Here is a 12,513-nt window from a genome sequence, read left to right on the forward strand (position 1 = left end):
GGGGGTCTGTGCTGGGCTTGGGGATCCTGGCAGCGCTCAATCCGGTCCGCCTCGGCCTCGCCTTGTTGATGATCTCGCGACCCCGTCCGGGGCCGAGCCTGCTCGCCTATTGGCTCGGCGGATTGACGGTATGCGTACCCGAGCTGCTCGTCCCGCTGATGCTGCTGAACTTCACGCCGGTGTTCGGCCACCTTGCGCACGGCTCGGCGTCCCCGTCGACGAGCTCGGCCCTCGGCAGAATCCAGATCACCCTCGGCGTGGTCGCCCTGTCGGTCGCCGCACTGATGACGGTCCGCTTCCTGACCGGGCAGCGGAAGCTGGAGCCCGCGCCCGACGCCGACCGCTCGCCAGAACTGTCGATGGTCTCGGGTGCGCCGATCGCGATGCCGCGGCTGCTGACCCGGGTCCAGGACGTCCCGGCCGACGACCCGTCCCGATTCCGGCGCCTGCTCGGCCGCATCCACCACGCCTGGGAAAGCGGGGCGTCGTGGGTGGCGTGGGTAATCGGCGTCATCGCGGTGCCGGTCGACGGCGTCCTCTTCATCGTCGCCATCATCGCCGCCTCGGGCGCCTCGATCACCGCGCAGGCCGGCGCCTCGGTTGCATTCGTCATCCTGATGTACGCCGTCGTCGAGATCATCCTCGTCGGCTACGTGATCAGGCCGGCGAAAACACAGTCCTTACTGTTGGTGCTGCACGACTGGGTGCGGTCCTACCACCGGCAGATCCTGGTGGCCCTGTTCACCGTCGTCGGGGTCTCGGAACTGGCCCAGGGTCTGCACATCCTCTGAGCGACTCGCCGACTCAGGACGACCCGCGACCCGCCGGCCCGGTCGGGGGCTGCTCGGACTCGACCAGCATGCGGGCGATCTGCTCGACCCGCGTATTCGTCTCCTGCGAGAGCCTGGTCAGTAGCCCGAACGCGGCGGCGGCATCAATCTTGAATCGTTCCATCAGCATGCCCTTGGCCTGACCGATGGTGTCCCGGGTGTCGATGGCGCGCATCAGCTGCGTCACCTCGTCGGACAATGCCCGCTGACGTTGGAGGTGACGGGCGGTCTCCACGGCGTTCACCGCCTCGAGCGTGTGCAACAGCTCACCGGGATCCCAGGAGGCGCCCTGCTCGACGTCGCGCGTCACCTCGGCAAGAACCTGCTTGCTTTCCGAGACTTCCGTGGCGCAGTGCACCACACCCACCAGTTCGCCGTGGTCGAGCAGCGGGGAGTTCGTCGGGCTCCACACCTTCGGCAGGTATTCCTCCGGGTTGGCGGGGTTGCGGATGTCGTACCGCTGCAGCCGCATCTTGTGGGTGTGTCCACTGTGCATCGCGGTCTCCAGCGACGACGCGAGTTTGGCGGTTCCGTCGGCGTGTGGGTCGTTGGGGTTGTCCGGGAAGGCGTCGAACAGGTACTGCCCGGGCAGCTCGTCGTGCTCTCGCAGCGTGACGTGCTCGTAGGCCGGGCTTGCCGCGCGGATCCGCAGCCCGCTGTCGAGCAACAAGCAGCACACCCCCGGTGCCCCTCGGACCAAATCCCGGGCGATCACGTCGAACTGATCTTGGTTGCGCACTGTGGAAGGCACTTACCCGTTTGTCAAGGTGCCTAACCCGCCGGTGGCGGCGTCCCGGTGGCGAATCCGGGGCGACTCGCGCAGGATCGCGCTATGAGACGCGAAGTGGGCGCCGAGCTCGAAGTCGAAATCACCGCGGCCACGACGCTGGAGTTTCAGATCGCTGTGGCACCGCATCCGCGGGCCGAGGTGTTCGAGTCGCTGCGGTTCGTCCTGAACGGGCGGCCGATCACGCCCCTGGAGATCAGCGGGCTGCACGGCAACCGCATCCACAAGTTCGACGCGGCGGTGGGCACGCTGCGCGTCGATTACGAGGCGACGATCGTTGGTCAGACCGATCCGGCGCCGGTGACCGAATACGACCAGTCGATGTACCTGCGGCCCAGCCGCTACGCCGAATCCGACAAGTTCTTTGGTTTCGCCGCAACGGAATTCGGCAAGGACCGCGATTCCGCCGAACTGCTGGAGCACGTGAGTTCGTGGGTGGGCACCAGGCTGGACTACGTGCCCGGCTCCAGCGACCCGATCGACGGGGCGGTGGACACCCTGCTCGCCGGCGAAGGCGTGTGCCGGGACTACGCGCATCTGGTGGTGGCGCTGTTGCGGGCGGTCAGCGTCCCGGCCCGGGTGGTGTCCGTGTACGCGCCCGGCGTGTACCCGATGGACTTTCACGCCGTCGCCGAGGCGTTCGTCGACGGGCACTGGCGGGTGGTGGACGCGACGCTGCTGGCGCCGCGCCAGACCCTGGTGCGGATAGCCACCGGCCGCGACGCCTCCGACACGGCGTTTCTCGACAATCACAAAGGCTCGGTCACCCTGAACCGTCTGGGCGTGAGCGCCGTCGTGGACGGCGATTTGCCCATGGACTCCATCGACCACCTGGTTTCCATCCGCTGAAATCGGTTGAAACCGACTGCGCTACAAGGCAAATCGAAGCCGACCAGGCAGCACACAGCCGGAAACCGCGATTTGGTGATTTGCGCCCCTTCGGGCCGGGGATACCGGGTAGTGTGGGAGCAATCGGCGATACTTCGTGCGTGGCTATTCAAAGCCATCGTCGTCGATTCGAATAATTTGGCCGGTTTCGCGGTCAAGACGGGAGCGTCGCTATGACGCCGCAAACGGACCATATGGATGTCGGACATCGACACACCCCACCGATCCACACCCCGCGGTTGCGCCTCAAACCCAAGGCACCGCCCAGCGGGTCTGTCGATGGAGCGTGGTGGCCACGCAGCCAGGATCTCGTGGCAGAACTGCCAGACCTGTTGGCGGTGCTGTCAGTCCGACTCGGTCCGGTCGGCCGGGTGATCTACAAACTCACCGATTGGGCGCCGGCGCCCGCCAAATGCGAGTTTGGCAACCAGGTGGTACGACTCGACGGGTATCGCCTCCAGCCCGTCAACACCATCGAAGTCGTCGGGACCAACCGCAAGAGAATCGTTCTCCTGGTGCTGTCGCCCGAGACCGACCCCGCGCAGGCGCATGCCGTCATGATGACCGCCGCCGGTCCGAACAACGGCTTGACGGTCGAAAGCTTGCTGATGATCAGCGCGAAAGAGATAGAAGCCCGCACGTAGGTCGCCCATACCGGCGGCAAGCGCTGCGATATTCAACGAGAACTGTCTATCCTGCCCGCGAGATCGTCTCAGCGGCGACGGCGCGCCACGGACATCGGCTCGCCCCCGGCGGTGCGCACAATGCCTTCGGCGGACTTGAACGCGCGCGAATCGTGATCGACCGCATAGACGGGTAGGCCGGCAGCTCGCCGTAGAACCATCACCGCCAGCGCAGTACCGGTGCGGTGCGGGACAATCAGAAGTGTTGCGCGCGCATCCCGTCCGGAGACCGTCATGATTTGAGGGTCAATGCCTAGCCACCAACCCCAATTCAGTTGCGGCTGGCCTTGCAACGCTGACCAGTTGACGTTGATGTCGACGACCTGCCCCAAACGGACGTTCAAGACGGACACCAATTCGGGGAGTTCTCGCGAGATCACCCCGGTCCGGGGCCACCACGCCCCATCGACCTTGTTCCCGAGCCGGGTCGCTAGCGTGAGCCGCAGCGAGCTCTGTCGGCACGCCGGCCCTATCGTCCCGATCATCCGTGGGGGTGGTTCCGCCACCGCATTCTGTCCTGATGCGACGAGATCGAACGACGGATTTGCGCGATTCATTTGCGACCCTTCACACTTCGCCGTGGCCGGCCCGAGAGACCGGGTCGACGGAGGAATCGCATTGTCCGTGATCTCGTGCGTGCGATGACGTTCGAGGCCAGTGCCGACAATGAAACGGCTCTGTATCAACGTTACGCCATCATGTGCTCGAGTAGCACCCAGTCGGCCACGGCACCCAACAGCAACTCACGTCGACGGAGCGAACCCCGTTGCGGCTCAACGTACCTCGTCACGAACCGGACGTCGGTGCACCCGTGGGCTGGGCCGACCGGAAGGTGATGGAACAGCGCGCCATCAGCCCAACCCATCGGCTCGCGCTGCACGCAGGTTTGCGGCGAACGGCGGAAAACGTGACTTTTTGCGGGCAGCCAGATTTCACCGTTTTGTGTCTTTTCAAGGCGTTCACCAGCAGTTTCTGGATAGATGAGGACGGGCGGCCCCGCAGGAGCGTAGACTCGGCGAACCGGGACCGATCAGGCCCCCAAATCACAGGGCGGCGATGTCTGACAAATCCCCCCGCCAAACTATGTCGAAGAAGTCGGGTAAGTCCCTGAAAGAAAAACGCGCTGCGAAGCGTACCGAGGCCGCCAGGGTGTCCCAGACTGATTCGTTACTGCACGGCAAAAAGGCCTGATCGGGGAACTAGCGATTCCACCATGCCGGCCGTCTCGAGGGTGCCGGGCAAAATCGGTCGGCACGTCGCGTTGCTGCCGCGTCGCGGCGGAATGTGGATATGCCTGAATCAGATCCACTGGGAAAAGAGAGAGAAGTTGTCATGCCGCAAGGAACTGTGAAATGGTTCAACAGCGAAAAGGGTTTCGGATTTATCGCCCCTGACGGTGCAGAAAAGGACGTGTTCGTCCACCAATCCGAGATTCAGGCAAGCGGTTTCCGAACGCTTGAGGAGAATCAACGGGTCCAATTCGAGATCACACAGGGGCCTAAAGGTCCCCAAGCGGTCGGAGTGTCCACCCTCTAGCGACGAAGCACGAGGCCGCGGCGCCTGACACCGTTGTCCGCGCCTGCCGTTCAGCGGCGTCGCGAAACTGCCTGAGGCAGTTGCCTTATCGAGCGCTGCCCGCGACCCGAAACGACCGACGAACGGTCCTCAATCCTCGGAGTCGTCGTCGGACTTCTCGGAGTCCTCGGAGTCCTCGGAGTCCTTCGACTTGCCGTCTGAGTCGTCCTTGTCGTCGGAGTCGTCCTTGTCGCCGGAGTCGTCCTCGTCGTCGGAGTCGTCCTTGGACTCGTTGTCCTTGTCCTTGTCCTTGGACTCCTTGCCCTTGCCCTTGTCTTTGGACTCCTTGTCCTTGGACTCGTCGTCCTTGGACTCGTCGCCCTTGGACTCCTTGTCGTCGGACTCCTCGTCCTTCGCATCCGCCTCGTCGGCCTTGTCCGCATACTTCGTCAAGAGGCCGGCGAGCTCGCGGGCCTCTTGTGGCGACAGCAGGTCGTCGAATATTCGCTCATCGCTGTCAGAGATGCGCTCGAGATAAACCGCCTTGGCTTCGGCGCCGACATCCCAGCGGCCCCCTTCGTGACGAACCATCCGATGCCGCCTTTCGACTACCTGATTGCACACTCGGCGCGGTCCCGCGCTTGTACGGTGCTTACCCACTTTTGCCGTCGAAGACGACCACGATTTTGCGCCGGGCCCGGCGGGTAGTCCTTGCGTCGACAGAGGAGTTGCGATGACCGAACGCCCAGAACCCGACCGCGACGACCCCAAGGACGACCCTCCCGGCCCCGCGGATCATGGCCGCGAAGGTGGAATGGCGACCCGCGAGAACGCGCCCGAACTCACCAAGCCCGACCGCGACGACTGACGTCGCGGCCCGCGCCGCCTCAGCGCGGCCGCAACAGACCCGCGGCCAGCATCGCGGCGGCCATCCAGGCCGCGGCGTAGCCGAACGCCGCCGCCGGAGACACCAGCGTGTACAGGAAGCCGGCCACCACGGTCGCCACTAGGTCACCCGCCGCCTGCACGGCGCCAAGGACACCGAAACCGCTGCCGCGCAGCCGGTCCGGCAGCAGCTGAGACACCACCGCCGACTGGGTGGGTTCGGCCAGCCCGATGCCTATCCCCGCCGCACAAAACGCCACCACGATCAGCGCGACGCTATGCCCCCCGACGGCGAACAACCCATATCCGACGACGTAGACCGCGGCGGCCGTGGCGAAGACGGCCCGGGGCCCCGCGCGGTCATACCAGCGTCCCGCCAGCAGCGAGGCGACCGTCGCGGCGACGTTGTGACCCGCATAGACCAGGATGGCCAGTGACGTGGCGGCGGTCGCCGACCGCAGCGGCGAAACGAAAAGATGTGCCGCCCGCAGAATGAGCAGAGTCGCGGCGAGGTTGCCGAACTCGAACAGCGCGACCGGCAGCAGGGCGCGCAGCATCCCCGCATCACGGAGCGCCGCAAGCTGCAGCCGCCGTGCCGCCGGCTCGCCGCGTGCGGAATCGTCGCGACGCGCCGCACGCGCGGCGACGAGAATCGCGAGCGCGGCGAACAACCCGGGCACCGCCGCCAGCAACAGCGCCGGCCGAACACCTACCCACGCCACCAGGCCCGCGGCCAGCAATGGCCCGACCACCGCGCCGAGGTTGTCCCCCGCCCGCTCCAGCCCGAAGGCTCTGCCGTGCGCCGACGGCGGGCTCAGCGATGCCAGCAGCGCATCGCGCGACGGCGAGCGCAACCCGCGTGACAGCCATGCCAGGGCGCGGAACAGCCCCGCCTGCCAGACCGCGACCGTCGCACCGATCGCGCCGGTGGCCAGCGCCGTACCCAGATAACCGCCGGACGCCGTGCGACCTCGCTTTGTGCGGTCATTGGCCAACGGAGCACCGGCCAGTTTCATGACGCCGACGAGAGCGTCACTGATGCCGTCGATGATTCCTAGGGCACTCGCGGAGGCCCCCAACGTTCCGGTGATGAATGCCGGCAGCACCGACGTGGTGATCTCGTGGCCGGAGTCGGAAAAGAAGCTTGCCGCGCCGACGGCTCCGACGCCCGGGGTCAGCCAGCGCCCTGCGGCACCGTCCCCGTCCGGCGCCCCCGCACCGGCAGGGAAGGCTTCCTCGAGGGGACGGTGCGACGACGGCTGATCGGACATGCGCCCTTCCTTCAACGCCTGCGGCTGCTCGCGTGCCGGCCCGGTGATGTCGATATTGTGCCGGACGCCCGCCCATTGCGTCGTCGCCGTGACAGCTACCGGCGGGCCCGCCGCCGCAGAGCCAATAGTCTGGTGTTTTCCGACGCCGTTCGAGAGGTGATGACATGCCTGCACCGTCTGCCGAGGTCTTCGACCGCCTGCGTCCGCTGGCCGCGATCAAAGACGCCACCGCACGCCAGACCAAGACGATCGACGAGGTCTTCACCGGCAAGCCGCTGACCACCATCCCGGTCGGCACCGCCGACGACGTCGAAGCCGCATTCGCCGAGGCGAGGGCGGCCCAGGCCGCGTGGGCGATCCGGCCGGTCACCGAGCGCGTCGCGATCATCGCCCGCTACCGCGACCTCGTCGTCGAGAACCGCGACTTCCTGATGGATCTCCTGCAGGCGGAGGCCGGCAAGGCCCGATGGGCGGCGCAGGAGGAAATCATCGACCTGATTGCGAACGCGAACTATTACGTGAGCGTCGCGGCCGACCTGCTGAAGCCGCGCACGGTGCAGTCGTTGCTCCCCGGGATCGGCAAGACCACGGTCGGCTACCAGCCCAAGGGTGTCGTCGGGGTGATTTCGCCGTGGAACTACCCGATGACGCTGACGGTGTCCGACTCGGTGCCGGCACTGCTGGCCGGTAACGCGGTGGTGCTCAAACCGGACAGCCAGACGCCGTATTGCGCGCTCGCGTGTGCCGAGCTCCTGTACCGGGCCGGCCTGCCGCGCGCGCTCTACGCGATCGTGCCCGGGCCGGGCTCGGTGGTGGGCACCGCGATCATCGACCGCTGCGACTACCTGATGTTCACCGGCTCGACCGCCACCGGCAGGCAGCTCGCCGAACACGCCGGCCGCCGCCTGATCGGCTTCTCGGCCGAGCTCGGGGGCAAGAACGCGATGATCGTCACGCGGGGGGCCAACCTCGACAAGGCCGCCAAGGCGGCCACCCGCGCGTGCTTCTCGAACGCGGGCCAGCTGTGCATCTCCATCGAGCGCATCTACGTCGAGAAGGACATCGCCGACGATTTCATCGGCAAGTTCGGCGCCGCGGTGCGAAACATGAAGCTGGGCACCGCATATGACTTCTCGGTGGACATGGGCAGCCTGATCTCCGCGGGCCAGCTGAACACGGTGACTGATCATGTCGAGGACGCGAAAGCCAAGGGCGCCAAGGTGATTGCGGGCGCAACGGCGCGGCCCGACGTCGGCCCCCTGTTCTACGAGCCGACCGTGCTGACCGATGTCACGCCCGAGATGGAGTGCGCGGCCAACGAGACGTTCGGGCCGCTCGTCTCGATCTATCCCGTCGCCGACGTGGACGAGGCCATCGAGAAGGCCAACAACACCGACTACGGCCTCAACGCCAGCGTGTGGGCGGGCTCCTCGGCCGAGGGCCAGCAGATCGCCGCCCGGTTGCGGTCGGGCACGGTGAACGTCAACGAGGGTTACGCGTTCGCGTGGGGCAGCCTGAGCGCGCCGATGGGCGGCATGGGCCAGTCCGGCGTCGGTCGCCGGCACGGTCCCGAGGGCCTGCTGAAATACACCGAGTCGCAGACGATCGCGACCGCGCGCGTGTTCAATCTCGATCCCCCGCTTGGCATTCCGGGAACCCTGTGGCAGAAGTCGCTGCTGCCGATCGTGCGGACGGTGATGAAGATCCCCGGCCGGAACTGAGCTCGCCGGCGACCGATCGCCCCGTTGACCCCGTTCTACTACCGAGCGTAGTATCCGGGCTACCCGATCCTGCACAAGGAGGTGCGATGTGAGGTGGAGTTTCGCCCAGATCGGGCTGCTGGTCATCTGCGTTTTTCACGTCGTCCAGGCGGTGATCGGCCTCGTCATCAACCCGAGCTTCGCCACCGGCCCCACCGCGCCGACCGTGCAGCTGCTCGGAATGGACTACAACGGCTGGCACGCCGTCGCCGGTCTGGCGCTGTTCGCCCCGGGACTGGTGTTCGCGCTGCGCAAGTCGTGGTCCGTGCTGTATCTGCTGCTCGCCGCCATAGCCGGCGCGCTGCCGGGCATTTGGGCGTTCTTCTCCCATCAGGTCGCGTTCGTCTTCACCTTTCCCAATAACACGACGGACGCGGTGGTGCACCTGGTGACCGCCGAGGTGATGGTCGCGGTGGCGGCCGTGCAGATCCGGATGGACGGCGGTCTCAGGAATTCGCTCGGTGATCTGCGGTGCCGACTGCGCTGAGACGCTCGCCCACCCGGGCCGGTGCCGAGTTCACCTCGGCGCCGCTGCGGGCTGTCCGTCCGTCGGCTGACCGGCTGGCGGCGCGGCGCCGGCCGAAACGGATCGCGTTTCGCGCGGTCAGCGGGGGCGGGTGGCCGGGATGTCGCCGCCGCGACGAAAATGGAGGGATGCCGTCAGAACAGGCGCCGCCGCCGCCGCAATCGGCGCCGGGCTGGTACCCCGATCCCGCCGTAGGCCACGGGCTGCAGCGATATTTCGACGGCACCAGCTGGACCAGCGAGTGGGCCTTTTCGGCAGACCCGCCGAAGAAAGGCCTTCCCGGCAAGGCGGTCCTGGCGCTGGCGGCGCTGTGCGTTTTGGTGCTGCTCATCATCGTCGGCAAGAGCTGGGTTTTCGATCCGAAGAAGGACAGCCGATCGGCCGAATCGAGCAGTTCGGCCACGGCGGGACCGACCGAGGGGGCGCCGTCGACGTCGGCCGGTCCCAGAAAGCCCGACGGCGTCACCTTCACCATCGCGTCGGGTCCCAACGGCGACGTGGTCGACGCCAAGTTCGCCATTCGTGACAACTACACCGAGCAGATGATCAAGGACGGTGCCCGGCTGGACACCATTGGCATCCTCAAGTACGCGCGGGCGACCTACCCGGACGCGTCGGCGGTGAATGTGCAGGGCACCTTCCCGATGACCGACCCGTACGGCAACACCTCGACTCAGGTCGCCATCGACCTCACGTATTCGCGGGCCACGTTGGACAAGATCAACTTCGACGGCATCAGCAAATCCAGCATCTGGGAGATTCGCGACTCCGGCACCGTGCTTCCGGCCTTCCAGCCGTAGGCCGGTCGATGCGTTGCGGCTAGGTGCTGCAGTATTGCCCGTTGATCAGGCAGTTCGCCGGTGGGGTGAAGGAGCCGGTCAGCACGCCCCTGAAACCGCCCGTGGCCGAACCCCCGGGTGCAATGGTGCGATTCCAGTTCGCGGGCGTGAGGACATAGTGCGTGCCCGATTGGGTGACGGTGCTGTTCCAGGCGTGCAGGACGGATTCGCCCGCCGGCAAGTCGAATTCCAGTTTCCAGTCGTTCAGCGGCGCCATGCTCGCGTTGGTGACGCTGAAGCGGGCGATGAAACCGTTCTGCCACGCATGATCCACCGACAACGTCGCCGTGGCCGCGGCCGCGTGCGCTGCGGGGGCGACGCCGAGTCCCACGACGGCAGCCGTCAACGCCGACACGGTGACGTGAAACGCTGCGCGCCAGCCATTCCCGCGATTGTTGACTCCTCCCATGACAGCCAACCCTAAAACCGCGGGGCCGAGATCGGCCCGCGCGGCGCGGCTAAGCTGCAATACCTTTGCCCAACCGAAACCGTCATGAAATTTTGGCCCCGGCGCGGGCCGGCGGACCGGGGTGCCGGCCACAACCGCCGCTGACCTCTGGTCGGGCTGACAGGATTTGAACCTGCGACCACTTGACCCCCAGTCATATCTTTGGGGAGTCCTAAGAAGTACTGAATGGTATTCATACAGGTAGTGGGCCTAGAGACACCTAGAGACACCTCAGTACTTCTCCCCCAATTGGCGTCAAGATTGGCGTCAAACTATCCGCAAAAATATGTTTGCTGGCTTGGCGGCTTAACTCGCTGAGCTGGGAAATGATAAGAGGGCTTGTCTTGCTGATGAAACGGATTCTGGACGTATCTTTATCTCACCCGGTCCACCTCCAGACACCCGAGAGGCGGTGGTACCGATGCCCCATGTGACCGATAGAGACGAAATGCCTAGTCAATCCCTAAACGGAAATACCTACCCGGCACCATTTGGAATCGGATGCGGCACGCACGACGAGTTTCGCCGGTATCCAGGTAGCAGACTGCCACCGGTGCAATTCCAGTATCGCGCACCAGTGTTCGTGCAGATGAGAGTCGGTATCTAGACTTTGAGGATCTCGTGCTAGCCGATCTGGCCGTGCTCCGATGATCCGCGACTTACCCTTTTCTCACCGAGAGGGAGCGGAGCTATCCACGATGGGCGCACACGACGAGGGTGACGACGACACCCAGCTCGCGATCACTGATGACGCCAACACTGCCGTCGTGCTAGACAGCGGCGATACAACTAGGTGTTCTGCAGAACACGAAGTTCGGTCCGAGGAACTAGCGTGGTCGGTGGAGGACTCCGCGCCGGAAGTCGAGTCGAATCGCCGCCCACTGTCGCTGTCCTTGCGGCTACTACTTATTTGCGTCCTCGTCGGCGCAGTGGGGTTGGCAACATTCGTGTTGGGGGGTCGCCCGGTTCTGTCGCGGCATGTCGCGGCGACCACGCCAACGGCCCCGGTGCACGCCCCGCCAGCCGCCCCACCGCTCGACGGAACTTATTTGGTGCAGGTAGACCTCGCAAAACAGACTGAGAACGGCGCGCCCGACCCGGGACCCAAAGGCGACATCGTGTGGTGGGCGTTTCGGTCATCGTGCAGATCTACCGGTTGCACTGCTACCGGGACGGAGCTTGACGTCAGCAACCATCTGGTCGCGTCCAACCCTAGTCACACAGCTGAGCTTCATTTTCTCAACGGCCACTGGCAGAGGAAGCCCGTTCGGGTACAAGCGCAACGTCCGAAGTGTCTGGGAGCGGACGGGAAAAGCGTCGTAGCTGGCGCGGACACACAATTGGTTGCATGGTCGTTGGAGCCTCAACCCGACGGAACGCTCGGCGGTGTTCTCACCGACACCACGATGACCAATGAATGCGACCCGCAGGGAATGGTGGTCCAAGCCCCGTTAGTGGCGACGCGGACGGGTGACGTGCCGCCGAGTGTCAGCGTGACCGATCCCGCGACAGTTGTCGCTTCCACGATGACCAGCACGGCAGTCTCGGCCGTTGCGGGCCCGGCATTGGATGGCACCTATCGCCTGGATGAGAACCTTGCAAAGCAGACGGCCAACGGCGCTCCCACGACGGGAGACACTTCGGCGATAGCTTGGTGGGCCTTTCGTTCACTGTGTACGCCCTCTGGATGTGTTGCCACAGGGACCGAGCTAGGCAACCGGAATCACCAAGAGGCCACCGGCAGGAATGCGGCAGTGCTCCGTTTTGTCGACGGGCGTTGGCAGAACGCACCCCGGCTACTGTTTGGCCCATGCAATGGGGTAAACCAACCGGGAGCAGACCAAAGCGGCACGGCCACGGGTCGTTGGTCGTGGGAACCGCATCCCGATGGCACGCTGGGCGGTGTTTTAACCTTCACCCAGTTAACCAATGCATGCGGAAACCAGGGAACGGTCTACCGGACTCCCATGTCAGTGACACGAGTTGGTGATGTGCCGCCCAGCGTCGTACTAGCCGATCCGGCCCTATTTGTCGAATAGTTCCGAGGGGCGACACAGCGCCACGCCGCTTCGACGGGTGCG

General features: G+C 65.4%; 14 protein-coding genes. 9 read left to right on the forward strand and 5 right to left on the reverse strand.

Annotation, left to right across the window (positions count from 1 at the left end; genetic code table 11):
• Positions 1–791 (forward strand): GAP family protein (locus AC5Y5B_RS18475; RefSeq protein WP_500006092.1); only part of this gene is annotated, 791 nt, incomplete at its 5' end.
• Between the two features lie 13 nt (positions 792–804).
• Here the strand turns inward: AC5Y5B_RS18475 and AC5Y5B_RS18480 are convergent.
• Positions 805–1,569 carry an ANTAR domain-containing protein gene (locus tag AC5Y5B_RS18480; RefSeq protein WP_500006136.1) on the reverse strand — a complete coding sequence of 255 codons (765 nt, stop codon included), beginning with the start codon at positions 1,567–1,569 and terminating at the stop codon, positions 805–807.
• A 93-nt stretch (positions 1,570–1,662) separates the two neighbouring features.
• Between AC5Y5B_RS18480 and AC5Y5B_RS18485 the strand changes: the two genes are divergently transcribed.
• Complete coding sequence (locus tag AC5Y5B_RS18485; RefSeq protein ID WP_205869132.1) at positions 1,663–2,466, forward strand: transglutaminase-like domain-containing protein; 804 nt, start codon at positions 1,663–1,665, stop codon at positions 2,464–2,466.
• 212 nt (positions 2,467–2,678) lie between these two features.
• A complete protein-coding gene (locus AC5Y5B_RS18490) occupies positions 2,679–3,149 on the forward strand; it encodes a DUF5994 family protein (protein ID WP_500006093.1) in 471 nt (156 codons plus the stop codon).
• Between the two features lie 68 nt (positions 3,150–3,217).
• On the opposite strand, the gene AC5Y5B_RS18495 is transcribed toward AC5Y5B_RS18490, so the two are convergent.
• Positions 3,218–3,745, reverse strand: a complete 528-nt coding sequence (locus AC5Y5B_RS18495) for a DUF5994 family protein (protein ID WP_500006094.1) — start codon at positions 3,743–3,745, stop codon at positions 3,218–3,220.
• A gap of 775 nt (positions 3,746–4,520) precedes the next feature.
• Between AC5Y5B_RS18495 and AC5Y5B_RS18500 the strand changes: the two genes are divergently transcribed.
• A complete protein-coding gene (locus tag AC5Y5B_RS18500) occupies positions 4,521–4,724 on the forward strand; it encodes a cold-shock protein (protein ID WP_112633609.1) in 204 nt (67 codons plus the stop codon).
• Positions 4,725–4,853: 129 nt separating this feature from the next.
• Here AC5Y5B_RS18500 and AC5Y5B_RS18505 read toward each other — a convergent pair whose 3' ends face one another.
• A complete protein-coding gene (locus tag AC5Y5B_RS18505; protein ID WP_500006095.1) occupies positions 4,854–5,294 on the reverse strand; it encodes a hypothetical protein in 441 nt (146 codons plus the stop codon).
• A gap of 142 nt (positions 5,295–5,436) precedes the next feature.
• On the opposite strand from AC5Y5B_RS18505, the gene AC5Y5B_RS18510 reads away from it, so the two are divergent.
• Entirely contained in the window at positions 5,437–5,571 is a 135-nt protein-coding gene (locus tag AC5Y5B_RS18510; protein ID WP_276310833.1) for a hypothetical protein, read from the forward strand.
• 19 nt (positions 5,572–5,590) lie between these two features.
• Here the strand turns inward: AC5Y5B_RS18510 and AC5Y5B_RS18515 are convergent, their stop codons facing one another.
• Complete coding sequence (locus AC5Y5B_RS18515) at positions 5,591–6,859, reverse strand: MFS transporter (RefSeq protein ID WP_500006096.1); 1,269 nt, start codon at positions 6,857–6,859, stop codon at positions 5,591–5,593.
• A gap of 164 nt (positions 6,860–7,023) precedes the next feature.
• Between AC5Y5B_RS18515 and AC5Y5B_RS18520 the strand changes: the two genes are divergently transcribed.
• The 3 genes from AC5Y5B_RS18520 (at position 7,024) to AC5Y5B_RS18530 (ending at position 9,945) form a co-directional block, all read left to right on the forward strand.
• Positions 7,024–8,580 carry a succinic semialdehyde dehydrogenase gene (locus AC5Y5B_RS18520; RefSeq protein WP_500006097.1) on the forward strand — a complete coding sequence of 519 codons (1,557 nt, stop codon included), beginning with the start codon at positions 7,024–7,026 and terminating at the stop codon, positions 8,578–8,580.
• Positions 8,581–8,668: 88 nt separating this feature from the next.
• The gene (locus AC5Y5B_RS18525; RefSeq protein WP_500006098.1) at positions 8,669–9,106 is read left to right on the forward strand and encodes a DUF4383 domain-containing protein; all 438 of its coding nucleotides are present in this window, start codon (positions 8,669–8,671) and stop codon (positions 9,104–9,106) included.
• 167 nt (positions 9,107–9,273) lie between these two features.
• On the forward strand, positions 9,274–9,945 hold the full coding sequence (locus AC5Y5B_RS18530; protein WP_500006099.1) for a DUF2510 domain-containing protein: 672 nt from the start codon (positions 9,274–9,276) through the stop codon (positions 9,943–9,945).
• A gap of 19 nt (positions 9,946–9,964) precedes the next feature.
• On the opposite strand, the gene AC5Y5B_RS18535 is transcribed toward AC5Y5B_RS18530, so the two are convergent.
• Positions 9,965–10,393, reverse strand: a complete 429-nt coding sequence (locus tag AC5Y5B_RS18535) for a cellulose-binding domain-containing protein (protein ID WP_112633605.1) — start codon at positions 10,391–10,393, stop codon at positions 9,965–9,967.
• Positions 10,394–11,130: 737 nt separating this feature from the next.
• Between AC5Y5B_RS18535 and AC5Y5B_RS18540 the strand changes: the two genes are divergently transcribed.
• Positions 11,131–12,471, forward strand: coding sequence for an Rv2253/PknI dimerization domain-containing protein (locus tag AC5Y5B_RS18540; protein ID WP_500006100.1), 1,341 nt, complete (start codon positions 11,131–11,133; stop codon positions 12,469–12,471).
• Positions 12,472–12,513: the final 42 nt, after the last annotated feature.

It is taken from the genome of Mycobacterium sp. NGS33 (genome assembly GCF_059812885.1).